This is a genomic window from Xanthobacter versatilis (assembly GCF_043193975.1).
GTDB classification, from domain to species: Bacteria; Pseudomonadota; Alphaproteobacteria; order Rhizobiales; family Xanthobacteraceae; genus Xanthobacter; species Xanthobacter autotrophicus_E.
The window spans coordinates 68,300-84,833 of the sequence record NZ_JBAFVB010000002.1 but is presented as its reverse complement, the minus strand read 5'-3'; the positions used below and the strand labels follow the sequence as shown (position 1 = coordinate 84,833).

At 68.2% G+C, this 16,534-nt stretch carries 13 protein-coding genes; 4 read left to right on the top strand and 9 right to left on the bottom strand.

Annotation, left to right across the window (positions count from 1 at the left end):
- Nucleotides 1-38 precede the first annotated feature (38 nt).
- Entirely contained in the window at nucleotides 39-1,640 is a 1,602-nt protein-coding gene (locus tag V5F66_RS04070) for an APC family permease (RefSeq protein ID WP_393999833.1), read from the bottom strand.
- Between the two features lie 400 nt (nucleotides 1,641-2,040).
- Entirely contained in the window at nucleotides 2,041-3,150 is a 1,110-nt protein-coding gene (locus tag V5F66_RS04065; protein ID WP_394093316.1) for an anhydro-N-acetylmuramic acid kinase, read from the bottom strand.
- Between the two features lie 145 nt (nucleotides 3,151-3,295).
- Here V5F66_RS04065 and tyrS point away from each other — a divergent pair, with 145 nt between their 5' ends.
- On the top strand, nucleotides 3,296-4,546 hold the full coding sequence (tyrS, locus tag V5F66_RS04060; RefSeq protein ID WP_394093315.1) for a tyrosine--tRNA ligase: 1,251 nt from the start codon (nucleotides 3,296-3,298) through the stop codon (nucleotides 4,544-4,546).
- Between the two features lie 403 nt (nucleotides 4,547-4,949).
- A complete protein-coding gene (gene rimO / locus V5F66_RS04055) occupies nucleotides 4,950-6,299 on the top strand; it encodes a 30S ribosomal protein S12 methylthiotransferase RimO (protein WP_394093314.1) in 1,350 nt (449 codons plus the stop codon).
- Nucleotides 6,300-6,311: 12 nt separating this feature from the next.
- Here rimO and V5F66_RS04050 read toward each other — a convergent pair whose 3' ends face one another.
- Both V5F66_RS04050 and V5F66_RS04045 read right to left on the bottom strand, forming a co-directional pair.
- The gene (locus V5F66_RS04050) at nucleotides 6,312-7,352 is read right to left on the bottom strand and encodes an aminotransferase class III-fold pyridoxal phosphate-dependent enzyme (protein ID WP_394093313.1); all 1,041 of its coding nucleotides are present in this window, start codon (nucleotides 7,350-7,352) and stop codon (nucleotides 6,312-6,314) included.
- A gap of 198 nt (nucleotides 7,353-7,550) precedes the next feature.
- The gene (locus V5F66_RS04045) at nucleotides 7,551-7,931 is read right to left on the bottom strand and encodes a 4a-hydroxytetrahydrobiopterin dehydratase (RefSeq protein WP_012116505.1); all 381 of its coding nucleotides are present in this window, start codon (nucleotides 7,929-7,931) and stop codon (nucleotides 7,551-7,553) included.
- A gap of 239 nt (nucleotides 7,932-8,170) precedes the next feature.
- Between V5F66_RS04045 and V5F66_RS04040 the strand changes: the two genes are divergently transcribed.
- The gene (locus V5F66_RS04040) at nucleotides 8,171-8,677 is read left to right on the top strand and encodes a sterol desaturase family protein (protein WP_394093312.1); all 507 of its coding nucleotides are present in this window, start codon (nucleotides 8,171-8,173) and stop codon (nucleotides 8,675-8,677) included.
- 97 nt (nucleotides 8,678-8,774) lie between these two features.
- Here the strand turns inward: V5F66_RS04040 and clpA are convergent, their stop codons facing one another.
- From clpA to V5F66_RS04025, 3 genes are all read right to left on the bottom strand, one after another.
- Entirely contained in the window at nucleotides 8,775-11,246 is a 2,472-nt protein-coding gene (gene clpA / locus V5F66_RS04035) for an ATP-dependent Clp protease ATP-binding subunit ClpA (protein WP_012116507.1), read from the bottom strand.
- A gap of 237 nt (nucleotides 11,247-11,483) precedes the next feature.
- Nucleotides 11,484-11,858 (bottom strand): ATP-dependent Clp protease adapter ClpS, encoded by a 375-nt coding sequence (gene clpS, locus V5F66_RS04030; protein ID WP_012116508.1) that lies wholly within the window; start codon nucleotides 11,856-11,858, stop codon nucleotides 11,484-11,486.
- Nucleotides 11,859-12,236: 378 nt separating this feature from the next.
- Nucleotides 12,237-12,581 (bottom strand): phasin family protein, encoded by a 345-nt coding sequence (locus V5F66_RS04025; protein WP_012116509.1) that lies wholly within the window; start codon nucleotides 12,579-12,581, stop codon nucleotides 12,237-12,239.
- A 293-nt stretch (nucleotides 12,582-12,874) separates the two neighbouring features.
- Between V5F66_RS04025 and V5F66_RS04020 the strand changes: the two genes are divergently transcribed.
- Nucleotides 12,875-14,866 (top strand): serine hydrolase, encoded by a 1,992-nt coding sequence (locus V5F66_RS04020; RefSeq protein ID WP_394093311.1) that lies wholly within the window; start codon nucleotides 12,875-12,877, stop codon nucleotides 14,864-14,866.
- A gap of 15 nt (nucleotides 14,867-14,881) precedes the next feature.
- On the opposite strand, the gene V5F66_RS04015 is transcribed toward V5F66_RS04020, so the two are convergent.
- Entirely contained in the window at nucleotides 14,882-15,610 is a 729-nt protein-coding gene (locus tag V5F66_RS04015) for a J domain-containing protein (RefSeq protein WP_394093310.1), read from the bottom strand.
- A gap of 54 nt (nucleotides 15,611-15,664) precedes the next feature.
- Nucleotides 15,665-16,399, bottom strand: coding sequence for a VWA domain-containing protein (locus tag V5F66_RS04010; RefSeq protein ID WP_394093309.1), 735 nt, complete (start codon nucleotides 16,397-16,399; stop codon nucleotides 15,665-15,667).
- Nucleotides 16,400-16,534: the final 135 nt, after the last annotated feature.

The following is a 16,534-nucleotide window of genomic DNA, read 5'->3' as shown; positions in this document are numbered from 1 at the left end:
CGGCCCTGTGGGTCGGCCGTTTTTGCGAGAAGATCCGACTAGACCCGGACCTCCGGCTCTTCCTCCGTGGCCGCGTCCAGGACCCGCTCCTCGCTCATGTAGCGATCGAACTTGGCCTGGCTCAGCCGCTCACGCACCGCCAGCGCGAACGCACCGCCCCCGAGCGCGGCCAGCACCAGCAGGTCCCAGCCGAAGGGGATGAGGCCCCGGCCACCGAAGCTGCCGAGGAACGACACCAGCCCCAGCCCGGCGAGGTAGGGCGCGAGCCACACCGCTTCCGCCAGATCCAGGCTGCCGGCGGCACGATTGCGGGCATGGACGAGGAACAGCGCCAGACCCGCCAGCAGGCACAGGCCCAGGCGCCACACGGTGGGCCATCCGCTCCAGTAGATGATGTAGGTGGCGATGATGAAGGCCACCGGTGCCACCAGCTTCACCGCCGGCACCCGCAGCGGCCGCGTCGCGTCGGGCAGCAGCTGGCGCAGGGCCACCACCGCCACCGGCCCCACCACGAAGGAGAGGATGACGGCTGAAGAGTTCAGCTGCACCACCTCGCTGAACGGCAAGAGCACGAAGGTGGCCAGCGAGAACACGAGGTTCAGCAACAGCGCGGCCACCGGCACGCCCCGCGCCGAGAGCGAGGCGAAGCGCTCGGGAAAAAAGCCGTTCTCCGCCAGCGCGAAGGCGAGGCGTGCGTTGGAGCCCACCGAGACGAGGCCGCCGGCGAACGGTCCCACCACCGCGCCGAAGTTCAAAAGGCTCACCAACCACAGCATCCCCAGCGCCGCGGCGAGCGCGCCCAGCGGCCCGAAATCCCCCGGCAGCGCCAGCGCTCCCCAGCCGTGGGCAAGATCCGCCGGCAGCAGCGCGCCGGTGAAGGCGAACTGGATGCCGCCATAGACCACGAAGGCGATGGCCAGCGCCAGCACGAGGGCGATGGGAATGGTGACGCCGGGGTTCTTCACCTCTCCCGCCATGTCGATGGCATGGCGAAAGCCGATGAAGGAAAAGGCGATGCCCCCGGACGACACCGCCGCCAGCACGCCGGCCACCCCGAACGGCGCGAACCCGCCGCCCGCTTGCGTGAAATTGGCCGGCTCAAACCGCGCCGCCAGCAGCGCCGCGACGACCACGAGGGGAATGGCGATCTTGAGCCAGGTTATGGCGGTGTTCACGCGGGTGAAGAAGCGCACGCCGAAGGCATTGATGACGGTGAAGGCGACCATCATCAGCCCTGCTACCGCCACCCCCGCCCACGACAGTGTGCCGCTGCCCGGCGCCGTATAGAGCCAGCCCAGATGGGGCCCGAGGTAGCGCAGCATGGCCTCCACCTCGATGGGGGCGGTGGTGTTGTAGCCCACCCAGGCGCTCCACCCCATGGCCATGGCCACCACATTGCCGTGGCTGAACTGGGGAACCCGCGCGATGCCGCCGGCCACCGGCAGCATGGCCGAGATTTCCGCGAAGGTCAGGGCGAACAGCAGCATGGCGGCCCCGCCGATCACCCACGCGATCAGGGCGGCGGGGCCGGCATGCTGGGCGGCCAGCAGCGGCGCGAACAGCCAGCCGGAGCCGATGATGCCGCTCACGGCCACGAAGGTGAGGCCGATCAGCCCGATCTCGCGCTTCAGCTTGCCCATCGATCCCCCCGCCCGCACCGGCTTTCAGGCCCCGGCTATACGGAAGACTAAGCTGAACCGCTGCCGCATGCACCTTGTCGCGTGCGGTACCCGCGTGTTTTTGTGGGAGAGGAAACGCCGGGCGCATTCCGGGGCTGATGGCTCGACGGAGGACGCTGCGTACCTTCCCCGTCGTTCGACTTCCCACCCCGTCGCCCTTCGGCTTGACCGGAGGGACCATCTCGCCGCGTACCAAGCCCTCGCCGCGTGGTCCTGGCCGGGCCATGGACCGTCCGGTCAAGCCCAGACGGCGACTCCTCTTTCGCCTTAGGGCGCGCTCCGGTCCCCATCCTCAACGTCATGCTGCGCGCAAAAACCCAAATGGAGGACCGCTTGACCCCACAGTCCCGCTCCCCTTCCCTCACGGGCGGAACAGCACCCCGCCGGTCATAGGCTCCGGCGCCCCCGTGGTGGTGGGGAAGGTCAGCGGCAGGCCCTTGAGGGCGCGGGCGGCGAGATAGCCGAAGGCGTGGGCCTCCAGCGCATCGGCGGACCAGCCCACCGCATCCGCCGTGCGCACGTCTACCCCCAGCCGCGCCGCAAGCATGGCGAGCAGCGTCGGGTTGCGCGCGCCGCCACCGGCCACGATCCAGCTTGCCGGCGGCCGGGCCAGCAGCGGAACCAGCGCCACCACCGTGGCGGCCGTGAGGGCGGTGAGGGTCGCTGCCCCGTCCTCCAGCCCCATGCCGGAAAGCCCCATGCGCTCGCCCACAAACAGGCGGAAGTCGTTGCGGTCGAGGGACTTGGGCGGCGGCTGGCGGAAGAAGGGATGCGCCAGCACCTCGGCGATGCGCGCCTCGTCCACGGTGCCGCGAGCCGCCGTGCGGCCATCCGCATCGAAGGGCACTTTCGTGCGGGCGAACAGGAAATCGTCGATCAGCGCATTGCCCGGCCCGGTGTCGCAGGCGACGGGCGGCGCGTCGCCGTCCAGCACGGTGACATTGGCGACCCCACCCACATTCAGCACCGCCACCGGATGGGGCAGCGAAAGGCGCCGCACCAGCGCGCGGTGGAACACCGGCACCAGCGGCGCCCCCTGCCCGCCCGCCGCCACGTCGGCTGCGCGGAAATCCGCCATCACCGGGACGCCAAGGCTCTCGGCGAGACGCTGGCCGAGGCCGATCTGCACGGTGAGGCGGGCGTCGGGGCGATGGAACACAGTCTGGCCGTGGAAACCCACGAGGTCGATGTCGGAGGGGGTGAGGCGCAGCTGGTCGAGGAGCTGGCGCACGGCCTGCGCATGCAGGTCGGTGATGCGGATTTCGGCCGCGCGCAGCACGCCGGGCCGGTCGGTGCGATGGTTGATGCCGCGCGCATCCTCCATGGCCTGAACCAGCAGCGCCCGCGTCGTCGCGTCATAGGGCAAGGTGAGCGCGGCGCCGAGCCATTGCACCTCTTCGCCGTCGGTATCGATCAGCGCGGCGTCGATGCCGTCCATGGACGTGCCGCTCATCAGGCCCACTACACGCATCCGCTCACCCCCAGCATCCTGCCCCAGGAACGCGCGCCCCAAAAAAGCGCGCCCTGTGCAATCTTGCGCCGGACCTGATACACCACCGCTCCTTTCCGGCGCGTGAGCGCCCGCCTCACGTCCGATCCAAAGACCGAACCCAGCGATGACCACTCAGACCTTCCGCTCCGACTTCCTGCGCACGCTCTCCGAGCGCGGCTACATCCACCAGTGCTCGGACCTCGAGCGGCTCGACGCCAAGGCCGCGGAAGGGCCCATCACCGCCTATATCGGCTTCGACGCCACCGCCTCCAGCCTCCATGCCGGGCACCTCCTGTCCATCATGATGCTGCGCACGCTCCAGCGCACCGGGCACAACCCCATCGCGCTCATGGGCGGCGGCACCACCAAGATCGGCGACCCGTCCGGCAAGGACGAGGCCCGCAAGATGCTGACCGACCAGCAGATCGAGGACAACATCGCCTCCATCCGCAAGGTGTTCGCGCGCTTCCTCGATTTCGGGGCGGGCGCGAAGATGGAGAACAACGCGTCCTGGCTCGACGAGCTGAAATACATCCCGCTCCTGCGCGAGGTGGGGCCGCACTTCACCATCAACCGCATGCTCACCTTCGATTCAGTGAAGCTGCGGCTGGAGCGCGAGCAGCCGCTCACCTTCCTCGAATTCAACTACATGATCCTGCAGGCCTATGACTTCGTGGAGCTGAATGCCCGCCACGGCTGCATCCTGCAGATGGGCGGCTCGGACCAGTGGGGCAATATCGTCAACGGCATGGAGCTGGGCCGCCGGATGCGCGGCGCCGACCTGTTCGCCTTGACGACGCCGCTGCTCACCACCTCCTCCGGCGCCAAGATGGGCAAGACCGCCGGCGGCGCGGTGTGGCTCGATGCCGACCTGCTGTCGCCTTACGAATACTGGCAGTACTGGCGCAACGCCGGCGACGCCGACGTGGAGCGCTTCCTGAAGCTCTTCACCGAGCTGCCGCTGGACGAGATCGCCCGCCTCGCCGCGCTGGAAGGCCAGGAGATCAACCACGCCAAGGAAGTGCTGGCCACCGAGGCCACCGCCTTGCTGCACGGCCGCGAGGCCGCCGAGAAGGCGAAGGAGACCTCCCGCGCCACCTTCGCCGACGGCGCACTGGCGGTGGACCTGCCCACGGTGGAAGTGCCGCGCGCGACGCTGGAGGCTGGCCTTCCCGTCGCCAAAGCCTTCGTGGATGCTGGCCTCGTCGCCTCCACCAGCGAGGCGCGTCGCCAGATCAAGGGCGGCGGCCTGAAGGTGAACGACGCCGCCGTCACCGACGAGAAGGCGACGCTCGACCTTGCCGCGCTGACGCCGGAAGGCGTGGTGAAGCTCTCGCTGGGCAAGAAGAAGCACGTGCTGCTGAAGCCGGTGTGAGGACACGCACCCCGGACGCTTGCCCGGAGGCAATCTCGTCCCCTCTCCCGCCCGAACTCGGCTGGTGCCGCGTTCGGTGCCCAAGAGCCAAAGCCGGATGTTTCCGGTTTCGGAGCGGCGGGTGAGCGACTGGCTGGCGCTTCCCCACCCCCCATCGTCGCCCTCCGGCTTGACCGAAGAGCCCATCCCGCCACTTGTCCAAACCCGGCAGCCTTGCCCCAGCCGGTCCATTGGCCGTCCGGCCAAGCCGGACAGCGACGGTGCTCTCTCCTCTTGAGGCGCCTCTCTCCCCCCGCACCCTGCTTCGGCCACAAAGTCGCGGGATTGACGGGGCGCGGGCGCTCGGTTACGCGCCAGCCCTTCGCACAGCTGTCATCTTGCCCAAGAGAAACCCGCCTGCCCCATGGCCGACACCGTCCTGAACTCCGCGCCATCCAAGGCTGCGCCCCGCATCTCCTTCGTCTCGCTGGGCTGCCCCAAGGCGCTGGTGGATTCAGAACGCATCGTCACCCGGCTGCGCGCGGAAGGCTATGAGCTGACCAAGACCCACCAGGGCGCGGACCTCGTGGTGGTGAACACCTGCGGCTTCCTCGACAGCGCCAAAGCGGAAAGCCTCAATGCCATCGGCGAGGCTTTGGCCGAGAACGGCAAGGTGGTGGTCACCGGCTGCATGGGCGCCGAGCCCGAGCAGATCCGCGAGGTCCACCCGAGCGTCCTCGCCATCACCGGCCCGCAGCAATACGAGAGCGTGCTCGCCGCCGTGCACGAGGCGGTGCCGCCGGCCCACGATCCCTTCCTCGACCTCGTGCCCGCCGAGGGCGTGAAGCTCACGCCCCGCCACTATGCCTATCTCAAGATTTCCGAGGGCTGCTCCAACCGCTGCACCTTCTGCATCATCCCCAAGCTGCGCGGCGATCTGGTCTCGCGCCCGGCGGGGGACGTGCTGCGGGAGGCCGAGCGGCTGGTGAAGGCGGGCGTGAAGGAACTGCTCGTCATCTCGCAGGACACCTCCGCCTATGGCGTTGACCTGCGCTACGCCACCAGCCCGTGGGGCGACAGGGAGGTGGCCGCCCGCTTCCTGGACCTGGCCGGCGCGCTGGGGGACCTCGGCGCATGGGTGCGCCTGCATTATGTCTACCCCTACCCGCACGTGGATGCGGTGATGGAGCTGATGGCCGCCGGCAAGGTGCTGCCCTATCTCGACATCCCATTCCAGCATGCGAGCCCCACCGTGCTGAAGCGCATGAAGCGCCCGGCCTCGCAGGAAAAGACGCTGGCCCGCATCCAGGCGTGGCGCGCGGCGGTGCCGGACCTCACGCTGCGCTCCACCTTCATCGTCGGCTTCCCCGGCGAGACCGAAGCCGAGTTCGAGGAACTGCTCGCCTTCTTGGAAGAAGCGGAGATCGACCGCGCCGGCGCCTTCAAGTTCGAGCCGGTGCGCGGGGCCGATGCCAATGCGCTGGAAAACCCCGTGCCCGACGCGGTGAAGGCCGAGCGCTACGACCGCTTCATGCGCACCCAGCAGAAGGTTTCCGCCCGACGCCTGAAGCGCAAGGTGGGCACCCGCCAGAGCGTGATCATCGATACCGTGACGCCCGACGGCGGCATCGGCCGCACCAAGGGCGACGCGCCGGAGATCGACGGCACGGTGAAGGTGTTCGCCCGCCGGCCCCTGCGCGTGGGCGAGATCGCCACCGTGAAGATCGAGGCGGCCGGGCCCTACGACCTCTCCGGCACCGCCGTGGGGTTCTGAGGGGCGCGCCCCTCAGGGCATGGCCGGCTCCAGCTCCGCCGCCACGCGCTCCAGAATATCCGCCGCGGCGGATATCTCCGCCTCCGTCACCGTGAGCGGCGGCACGAACGCCAGCACGTTGCCGAGCAGGCTGACGACAAGCCCCGCCCCGGCGAGGCGCACCGCCAGATCCTCGGCCGGCACGGCGCACACGAGCCCCTGCGCCAGCCCGGTGCCGACAAATCCGCTGAACAGGTCCGACCGCCGGTAGCGCAGGGTCGCAAGGCGGTCTTCCAGAAGCCAGCCGAGGCCCTGCACCCGCCCCTCGAAGCCCGGGGCAAAGGCCGTTTCCAGAATGCCGGCCTCGTCGGCCAGCGCCTCCTCCCCAACCACGGGCAGGGTGCCGGGCAGGCCGCGCGCCCACTTGGCGGTGAGCACGAGGGCCGCCAGCGGCAGGCCTGCCCCCTCCCCCACCAGCATGAGATCCGGCGTCACGCCGGTCCATTCATGGGCGAAGGCCATGCCGGTACGCCCGAGGCCCGCGTCGGTCTCGTCGAAGATCAGGGCGAGGCCATATTCGTCCGCCGCCTCGCGCAGTTCAGCGAGGAAGGAGCCCGGCAGCATCTCGATGCCCGCCGCAAGCCGGACCGGAGCGACGAACAGGCCGGCCGTCTTCGGCCCTATGGCGGCGCGGATGGCGCCGATCTCATCAGGCATGCGGCTGACCTCCGCATCGCCGGCAAATTCCAGCGCCAAAGGCCCATCCCCGGCGCAGACCAGCAACTCCCGCCGCTTGGGCCGCCCAGCGATACGGTGCTGGGCACGGACGGTGTCGAGGATCACCCGCCGCACGGTGGCCGCCGATGGCAGCAGCACCGCGGTGTCGCCGAAGGAATGCGCCACCAGCAGGTCCGCGAGGGCGGCGGCATCCGGGTTGGGCGCGGGCTCCAAAGGCCCCTGCGCCGGCTCGGCCGTGGCGACGAGGCAGGCGCCGGAAAAATCGAGGGGCGCAAGGTGCGTCTCGCCGCTTTCCCCGGGCGGCTCCGGCGCAGGTTGGGACGTAGACTGGGACATGGCACCTCCGGCGCCGACAAAAACCGGCGGCAATCGCGACAGCATGCGCATGCAAGAACGCGGCCTTAACCGGTCACATCTGCGCACCACGATCCGACTTCAAGCCTGCGGCCGAGCCATCTCTGCCTCGTCTCCCCCGCCCGAACGCGGCCGCTGCCGGATCCGGACGGGGCAGCCGAAACCCCGGCGGCGGCCCGCTCAATCGTACTTCAGGTAGGAAAAGCGCAGGTCGTGCTGGGGCGTGCCCTCCAGCGGGGCGTCGGGCGCCGCGCCCGGCTGCCACATCACCACCTCCTCGATCTTCTGCGCCAAAGCGAAGTCGCGCACCGTGATGCCCTTGGCATCGTGGGACATGAGGCGCACCTCGACCCAGGCGTAGGAGGCGGTGAGGTCGGGATGGTGCCAGGCGGCTTCCGCCAGGTGGCCAACGGCGTTGATGACCATCAGCGTGCCCTTCCAGCTGTTGGTCTTGTAGGTGCGGCGGATCCAGCCGTCCTCAAGGCGCCAGTGGGGCAGGTCGGCCTTCAGGCGGGCCTCGATCTCTTCCGGGCTGAAGGTGTGCTTGCGGTCGACAGTCATGGGATGGCCTCCTTGATCGGGGTCCGGCCGGGCCGGTCCGGGGGACTTATCTATCTCATTTGTTTGTCGCATTTTCTGTGCGCGCATCGGTATCCACCGGCGCGGTGCGATCCGGGAATGGAAAGAAACCGTACGCAGGATTGATCTGCCACAGGGCGCGGCGGGCCGGCCGATGCTGTATATCCAGCCTGCCGCCGGGCGCGCATATGCCCCCGCGGGCCGCAGCCGATGGGAACCTCATGTCCACCAGCCTCGCCTTCCTCGTCTACGCGCTCATCGTGATCGCCACGGTCGCCGCCATGGAAGGGGTGGCCTGGGCCGCGCACAAATATGTCATGCACGGCTTCGGCTGGGGCTGGCACAAGTCCCACCACGAGCCGCGCGAGGGCGTGTTCGAGCGCAACGACCTGTATGCGCTGCTGTTCGCCGGCATCGCCATCGCCCTCATCTACGCGTTCCGCAATGGCGGCGCGCTGCTGTGGGTGGGCGTGGGGATGACGGTCTACGGCTTCCTTTATTTCTTCGTGCACGACGGCATCACCCACCAGCGCTGGCCGTTCCGCTACGTGCCACGCAACGGCTATCTCAAGCGCCTGGTGCAGGCCCACCGGCTGCACCATGCGGTGGATGGCAAGGAGGGCTGCGTCTCCTTCGGCTTCATCTATGCCCCGCCGCCCGCCGACCTGAAGGCCAAGCTGAAGAAGCTGCACGGCGGCAGCCTGAAGCAGAACGAGGCGGCGGAATAGGCGCCTTCGCCCGCTTCCAATTTCCCGCACCATCCCCCGGAAACGAAAAGAGGCGGCCGAAGCCGCCTCTTTCTTTTTGTCTCAGCCGGTTGGGCGCTCAGGCCTTCACCAGCGGCAGCTTGGGCACCGGGCTGCCGGAACGGCCGGAGCCACCCGCGGGACCGCCGGACTTGGGCCCCTTGGGCCCGCTCTTGGGCCCCTTGGACCCGGGGCGGGAGGCCTTCGCCTTGGCCGCCGGCTTGCGGCGCTTGGCCGGTTCCGGGGCGATCTTGTCCGGCTTGGGGGTGACGGGGCCTTCGGGGAACTCGAAGCCCAGCTTCGAGTCGGTGCCCTCGCCCTCCACCACCACGCGGACATGGCCGCCATTCTTCAGCGCGCCGAACAGGACGAGATCGGCGAGCGGGGTCTTGATGTGCTCCTGGATCACGCGGGCCATGGGCCGTGCACCCATGTGCTCGTCGTAGCCGCGATCCACCAGCCACGCGCCGGCCTCGTCGGACAGCTCGATGGTGACGTTGCGGTCCGCCAGCTGGGCCTCCAGCTGGAGCACGAACTTCTCCACCACCTGGGTGATGACCTCGGGCGGCAGGTGGCCGAACGGGATCACCGCGTCGAGACGGTTGCGGAACTCCGGCGCGAAGGTCCGGTTGATGGCCTCCGAATCGTCGCCCTCGCGCTTGGTGCGGGTGAAGCCGTAGGCGGGCTTCGCCAGATCCGCCGCGCCGGCGTTGGTGGTCATGATCAGGATCACGTTGCGGAAGTCGATCTGCTTGCCGTTGTGGTCGGTCAGCTTCCCGTGGTCCATCACCTGCAGCAGGATGTTGAAGAGGTCCGGATGGGCCTTCTCGATCTCGTCCAGCAGCAGCACGCAGTGCGGGTTCTGGTCCACCCCGTCGGTGAGCAGGCCACCCTGGTCGAAGCCCACATAGCCGGGAGGCGCGCCGATGAGGCGGCTGACCGTGTGGCGCTCCATGTACTCCGACATGTCGAAGCGCAGCAGCTGCACGCCCAGCACGGAGGCGAGCTGCTTGGCCACTTCGGTCTTGCCGACGCCGGTGGGGCCGGAGAACAGGTAGGAGCCGATGGGCTTCTCCGGTTCACGCAGCCCGGCGCGGGCCAGCTTGATGGAGGCGGCCAGCGCGTCGATGGCCTTGTCCTGCCCGTAGACCACGCGCTTGAGGGTGGTGCGCAGGGTGGCCAGCACCTCGGCATCGTCCTTCGAGATGGTCTTGGGCGGGATCCGCGCCATGGTGGCGATGGTGGCCTCGATCTCCTTCAGGCCGATGGTCTTCTTGCGCTTGGCCTCGGGCAGTAGCATCTGCGCCGCACCCGACTCGTCGATCACGTCGATCGCCTTGTCCGGCAGCTTGCGGTCGTGGATGTAGCGGGCCGACAGCTCCACCGCCGCCTTGATGGCGTCGTTGGTGTAGCGCAGCTTGTGATAGTCCTCGAAGCAGGGCTTGAGACCCTTGAGGATCTCGATGGCGTCGGCGACAGACGGCTCCGCCACGTCGATCTTCTGGAACCGCCGCACCAGCGCCCGGTCCTTCTCGAAATACTGACGGTATTCCTTGTAGGTGGTCGAGCCCATGCAGCGCAGGCTGCCCGAGGCGAGCGCCGGCTTCAGCAGGTTGGAGGCGTCCATGGCCCCGCCCGAGGTCGCACCGGCACCGATGACCGTGTGGATTTCGTCGATGAACATGATCGCGTTCGGGTAGGCCTCGATCTCCTTCACCACCTGCTTGAGGCGCTCCTCGAAGTCGCCGCGATAGCGGGTACCGGCGAGCAGCGCGCCCATGTCGAGGGCGAACACGGTCGCGGTGGCGAGCACCTCCGGCACGTCGCCGTCGTTGATGCGCTTGGCGAGGCCCTCGGCGATGGCGGTCTTGCCCACGCCCGGGTCGCCCACGAACAGCGGGTTGTTCTTCTGCCGGCGGCACAGCACCTGGATGGTGCGGGTGATCTCCTGGTCGCGGCCGATGAGGGGATCGATCTTGCCCTCGTGCGCCTTCTTGTTGAGGTTGACGCAATAGGCGTCGAGCGCGTCGGCCTTCTTCTTGGTGTCGTCGCCGGACTTGGTCTCGGTCTCCTCCTCGGCGCCGCGCACGGGGCGGCTCTCGGACATGCCCGAGCGCTTGGCGATGCCGTGGGAGATGTAGTTGACCGCGTCGTACCGCGTCATGTCCTGCTCCTGCAGGAAATAGGCGGCATGGCTCTCACGCTCGGCGAAGATGGCGACGAGCACGTTGGCCCCTGTCACCTCTTCCCGGCCGGAGGACTGCACGTGAATGACCGCGCGCTGGATGACGCGCTGGAAGCCGGCAGTGGGCTTGGAATCATCCGAGCCGGACTGGACGAGATTTTCCAGTTCCGTGTCCACGTATTCGATGAGATTGCGACGAAGCTTCTCCATGTCGACGTTGCAGGCCCGCATGACGGCGGCGGCGTCCTGATCGTCCACCAGGGAGAGAAGCAGATGCTCGAGGGTCGCATATTCGTGGTGGCGTTCGTTGGCGAGGGCCAGAGCGCGATGGAGCGACTGTTCGAGGCTGCGTGAGAATGTAGGCATCGACACCTCTTTCGCGCATCGCTCCCGGCCCTCGGAAACCCCGCCAGCTTGGGGAGCGCGTGCACCATTCACACAAACTTCGTACCGGATGCCGCAGTGCGCAAGCCCCTCCTGCGATGGAAAAACGCTTCCCTTAGCCTGTCGCCCATGGCGAGCACAAGACAGCGCCTCGCATTCCGGGCCTCAGCGACCCGAAATTCGTTCATCACGATTTTTTAGCGAAGGGCGTGAGCCGGCTTATTTCTTTTCCATCACGCACTGGAGCGGGTGCTGGTGCTTGCGGGCGAAATCCATCACCTGCGTCACCTTGGTCTCGGCGACCTCATAGGTGAAAACGCCGCACTCCCCGACCCCGTGATTGTGCACGTGGAGCATGATCGTGTTCGCCTGGTCACGGTCCTTGTTGAAGAACCGTTCCAGCACATGCACCACGAACTCCATGGGCGTGTAGTCGTCGTTCAGCAGCAGCACCCGATAGAGCGAGGGCCGCTTGGTCTGCGGCTTGGTGCGGGAAATGACCGCCGTGCCGGGACCATCGCCGCCCCTGCGGGGTGGCGTGTCGGGGCCGGCCAGAGCCGGCGCCTGAAAAGTGGAAATGGAAATATGCATCATGTCCGTCGCGCCCTGTTCCGCTGCTCCGGCCGTCGGGCGGAGTTTGGCGCAGCTCCCTGAATGAGGAGAATAATAGGAAGAGCGACGCGTCTTCGCCAGTGCCACGGCCCAATCCAGGGCCGCACAGCGCCGCATCCACGCCGGGTGCGGCGGTACAAGGCCCCCCTGCGGGCGGCCAGAACGACTAAGGCCCGGCGCTGGGCCGGGCCTTGTGACGCAACACTTCTTTACGCAACTTACGCAACCGAACGCATACGCAGAACGCGTTACGCACTTACGCCAGACGCACCTACGCGTGGCTCCCGAGGGAGCCGGCGCGCCGGAGGGACGCGAGAACAGCCTTCCGGCACGATGCCTGTTGCAGGCGAAACGTCAGTCTCAGGCCGGGAACTTGAAGCCGGTCTTGCTGAGGGTCGATTCGAAGGGCTTGTAGCTCTCCTTCGCCAGCTCCGTGTAGAGCTCGCCGAGCTTGGTGGCCTGGGCCACGGCGCCTTCGTAGGCCGACTTCAGGTAGGTCTGCTGGATCTCGATGGCCTGCTCAACGGTCTTGGCGCCGAGCAGCTTCTCGAGGGCAGCGGTGCCCTGCTCGAAGGAGGTCTTGGTGTAGTCGGCGATTTCCACCGCGATCGCCTGGGCGCTCTTGGACAGCGTGCCGAAGCTCTTGAGGGCGGATTCGATGTTGTCCTTGCTGATCTTCTGCAGCTCTTCAGCGGTCTGAACCATTGGGAGTCCCCTTTTTTGCCGGCAAATGGGCCGGCCCCGCGCAGAGTGATTATTGCCTCCGCTCAGCTGTGGATAATATGCACTGCAGCACGAACGTCAAGCAGTTTTTGTGCATCGCACAATATGGCGGCGCCGCCAGGTTTACGCCTTGGTAACTCCGCGTTTTTACGCTCTGCACTTGGTCGCTTCCTCCAACCCTCGGTGCGACGCACAAGCCTTACTCAAGGCTCCAGTGTCACAACGGGCGCGGGAACTGGCTCAGGTTTGCGACCAGCGACACGGGACAAAAGTGCATGCGTATATCGTCGGCCGGCCTCTCCATGACCTCGAAAGCCCTTGCTTTCGCGGTGCTTGCGGCGTTTTCCCTGACCGCGACCGTGGCCGACGCAAAGCCGCGCAAGAAGGCCCATGTGGAGCGCTCGAAGGAGCGTTCCAAGAGCCGCACCGCACAGCGCTCCACCCAGCCCGCGTCCGCCCAGGACAGCGAGGACGCCAGCCGCTGGAGGTATGGATCCTCCGCCATCATCGTGGACGCAAATACCGGCAAGGTGCTCTACGAGGATAATCCGGACGCCCTGCGACATCCCGCCTCAGTCACCAAGATCATGACGCTTTACCTCCTGTTCGAGCAGCTGGAGGCAGGCAACCTGAAGCTGGACAGCGATCTTCAGGTTTCGGCCAAGGCGGCCTCGCAGCAGCCCTCCAAGCTCGGCGTCAAGCCCGGCTCCGCCATCGAGGTGGAAGACGCCATCAAGGCGCTGGTGACACGCTCGGCCAACGACGTGGCGGTGGTGATCGCGGAAAACCTCGGCGGCTCGGAATCCGAATTCGCGGAGATGATGACCCGCAAGGCCCGCGCCCTGGGCATGAGCCGCACCGTGTTCCGCAACGCCTCCGGCCTGCCCAATCCCAACCAGGTGACCACGGCCCGCGACCTCTCCATCCTCGGGCGCGCGATCCAGGACAGGTTCCCCAAGCAATACAAGTATTTCGCCACCCGCACCTTCTATTATCGCGGGCAGGCCATCGGCAATCACAACCGCCTGCTCGGCCGGGTGGAGGGCGTGGACGGCATCAAGACCGGCTACACTCAGGCCTCCGGCTTCAACCTCGTCACTTCGGTCAAGCGCGACGGGCGCTTTCTGGTGGGCGTGGTGCTCGGCGGCTCCAGCGCCGGGGCGCGCGATGCGCGCATGACCAATCTCATCAGCCAGAACCTCAACGTCGCCTATGCCGGCGGGCGCACCGCGCCGAAGGTCACCGAGGTGGCCGAGGCCGCCATTCCCGTGAACCGCTCGTTTGCCGCGCCCATGCCGGTGGTGGCCCAGCGCGACGACGACACGCCCCACGCCGTCGCCCCCCTGCCCAAGCCGGCCGCCGTGCAGATCGCCGCCGCCGAGCCGGCGACCACCGCCTCCATTCCCCCGGCCAGCCACCGGAGCCAGAACCAGCAGCCCGCCACCCAGCAGGTGAAGCCCGGTTCCGCCGAACCCATCCGCCCGGTGGCGGTGAAGACGGTGGCGGTGCAGCGTCCGGTCCAGGCGTCGGCCACGACCACGGCCGTTGCTCCCTCCCCGGCGAGCTTTGCCGCCCCCGCCGGCGTGCTCGGCTATCTCGGCCCCTCCGGCAACACCCTTTCGCCGGCCGCCTCTGCGGTGCAGGCCGTGGCCCAGGGCCATGCGCGGCAGGCTCCGGTCAAGGAGGCTCCGGTCCAGACCGCGTCCCTTCAGCCCGCAGCCGCCCCGCAGGCCGCAGCGCCCACCGGCAAGGACACCTCGCGGCTTGCCTCGGCGGTCGCCAGCGGCGCCTCCGAGCAGGCGCTGCGCGCCGCCCGCATCGCCGCCATGGAACCGGACGACGCCTATGCCCAGGCCATGAAGGCCGCCCAGCGCACCCAGAGCGCGCCGCAGCAGGCAGCCGCCGCCCCGGCCCGGCCGGTGCGCACCGCCTCCCTCGTCCCGATGGCCGCCCCCGAGCCGACAGCCACTTCTGCCACGGCCAAATCCGCCCCGGCGAAGTCCCCGGTGCCCGCCTCCGCCCATTCCGGCTGGCAGATCCAGATCGGCGCCTTCGGTGCCGAGCGCGAGGCCAAGGCCAAGCTCGATGCCGCCAAGGCCCGCGCCAAGTCGGTGCTCGGCAGCGCCGATCCCTATACCGAGAAGGTGACCAAGGGGTCGTCCGACCTCTACCGCGCCCGCTTTGCCGGGCTGGATGAAAAGGGCGCCCGCGAAGCCTGCCGTTTACTCAAGCGTAATGACTTCGACTGTATGACTTTCAAGAATTGAAGTCATGCACGGGACTCAGCCATGCTTGCGCAAGATCACGTCCTTGGCGCGATTTATCCTCGACGCGAGATAGCTGGATCCGCCCAGGTCGGGGTGGAGCCTCTTCATGAGGGCGCGGTGCGCCGCGCGGACAGCCTCGGTGTCCGCACCCGGCTCAAGGCCAAGGATCTGATAGGCTTCCTCTTCGGTCATCGCGTCGCTGCCCGCGCGGACGCTCTCACCCGCGCCCATATTCCCGCCACCCGCATTCGCCTGTGCGTGCTCACGCCAGGCGGGCGCCCGGCGGTCGAGATAAGCTTCGAGTAGCGCCAGCGATTGCGGATCGCAGATGCGGCGCAAGGCAAGCAGGGCCGGCACGTCCAGCGCATCGAGCGTGGTGCCCGCATCGGGACCGGAAACGACGACGCCCTTCATCTCGCCGCTGGAAAGGTCCAGCTCCATCTCCAGCAGCTGGGTGCGCACCTTCGAGACCTGCGGTGCGCCTCGCTTGCGGAACAGGCTGCCGAGATAGCCGCCCACCCCCTGCGGATCGAGCCGGCCCAGCAGGCCGATGCCCACCGCCGCCAGCGGGATCGCCGCCCCGAACCGTCCCATGGCCAGCGCCCCCGCCGCGCCCAGCAAGGCCGCATAGGCCAGCGAGCGCATGAGGATGGCCATCAGCACCTTGGGGTCGGCCTTGGTCCAGATCTTGAGGCCGTAGAGGCCGATGATCAGCAGCAGGGCACCGGCAATCAGGCTGATCACGAAAACCACCTCACAGGTCGAACGGGTTCAAGGTGTGGGCGCAGGATGTCCGCCTCAGCGGCCGAGCGCGGCGATGAGCAGGCGCGCCCCGGCATCGCGTCGGTTGGCGAGGGCGAGGCGCCCCCCCGCCGCATAGGCCGCCACCGCCGAGAGCAGCTGGCGCAATTCGTCGGGGGCATGGGCATCGAACCGGCAATAGGCGCCGGAGGTGACATCCGCCAGGGTGCGGAACACCTCCTCCACCCGGCTGTCGCGCCCCTCCTGGAACATGAACAGCCGCACCCCGCGCAACGCCAGCTGGCCCGCCGCCTCTATGAGGCGGGCGGCATCCTCCTCCATGGCATCGCCCACGAACACCGCCGCCTTGAGGCCGGAGCGCTCAGCCTCCCGCGACAGGTGGGCGAGCACGCGATGGATCTGGGTGAGCCCGCCCTGGCAGGCGATGCGGCGCATGAGGGCGCCAAGCGTCGCCGCGTCCTTCACGAAGGGCGAGGCCCGGCATTCCCCCTGCCCCCGGTAATAAACGATCTGCATGTCGAGCCCGCCATGGGCGGCGGCGGAGGCGAACATGTCGGCCTGGATGTCGCAGGCCAGCGTCCAGGTGGGCTGGCGGGAGCCGGTGGCATCGAGGGCGAAGGCGAGGCGTCCGCGCCCGTCCGCCGGCCGCGCCGGGGGCATGGCCCGCGCCGCCGCCAGGAATCGCGCCACGTCGTCGGCGCCGGAAACCACCGGGGATGCCGTATCCTTCGCCTTGGGCAGGCGCGCGTACTTGTCGTCGATCTTCGCCATCGGGGCCTCTTGGTCCACACATAAGCCGGCCCGCCCGCTGAACCAAGGGGCGGGGCCGCCTGCACGGAAACGCCAACTCAGCAGTTGATGCGCGGACACCGACGCCCTATCTCCTCCCGGCGCTGCCGGCCTGAA